1 protein-coding gene is annotated in these 911 nt (G+C 40.1%); it reads left to right on the top strand.

Annotated features, from left to right (window positions below):
* Nucleotides 1-119 precede the first annotated feature (119 nt).
* Nucleotides 120-833 (top strand): group II intron maturase-specific domain-containing protein, encoded by a 714-nt coding sequence (locus tag ACTNDS_RS16660; RefSeq protein ID WP_441036862.1) that lies wholly within the window; start codon nucleotides 120-122, stop codon nucleotides 831-833.
* The last annotated feature ends 78 nt before the right edge of the window (nucleotides 834-911 follow it).

The following is a 911-nucleotide window of genomic DNA, read 5'->3' as shown; positions in this document are numbered from 1 at the left end:
CCATCTGTTGGAGAAGGAGCCGTATGAGTTGAGAGGCTCACGTACGGTTCTGATGGGGACTCAAGGGGAGGTTCCTTGGGTCTACCTACTTCATCGTCACAGGCGAAAGTAGAGAGCTTTTGGAAGCAGGTGTTCTCCCGATTATCCGGGAATTTTTATCAGAGAGAGGGTTGGAACTGTCAGAAGAAAAGACAGTGATTACCCATATCGAAGATGGTTTTGATTTTCTCGGATGTAATATACGGTGGTATAAAGGCAAGCTTCTTACAAAACCATCCAAAAAGAATTATAAAGCCATTGTGAATAAGATACGGGGGATTATAAAGCAAAATCCATCTATGAAGCAGGAAGATTTGATAAGAAAGTTAAATCCGGTCATCAGAGGATGGGTAAATTTCCAAAAGTATAATGTCTCCTCGCAGGCGTTTGACAGGTTTGATTTCGATGTATGGAGATGTCTGTGGAGATGGTGTAAACGTAGGCATCCGAAGAAAAGCCACAAATGGATAGCAAAGAAATATTTCAGGAGAGTCGGCACAAGGAACTGGACATTCAGTGTAAATATGGCAGACTCATTTGAATTACATCTGATATATGCTACTGATACTAAAATAGTAAGGTGGCTGAAAACAAAATCAGAAGCGACACCATTTGATGAACGTTTCACAGAATATTTTGAGGACAGAGACACAAAGAGAATGCTTCGAGAAATCAATGGAAGGAAGAAATTAAATGCACTGTACAAAATGCAGAAAGGCATTTGTCCGCATTGTGGTGAACCTATCACAGTGGAACGGGGATTCCGAATCCATACGGAAGTGGGGAGGGTGTAAAAATTCTTGTGTCTATGGAAAGTAAATCTTTCTGATAAGAAATAGATATGTAAAATTTTGCTGTCGAATTAATGATTA

The organism is Blautia sp. HCP3S3_C12, from assembly GCF_052064155.1.
Classification (GTDB): domain Bacteria; phylum Bacillota; class Clostridia; order Lachnospirales; family Lachnospiraceae; genus Blautia_A.
The sequence above is the reverse complement of the archived record's forward strand: the minus strand, read 5'-3'. Positions and strand labels throughout refer to the sequence as shown.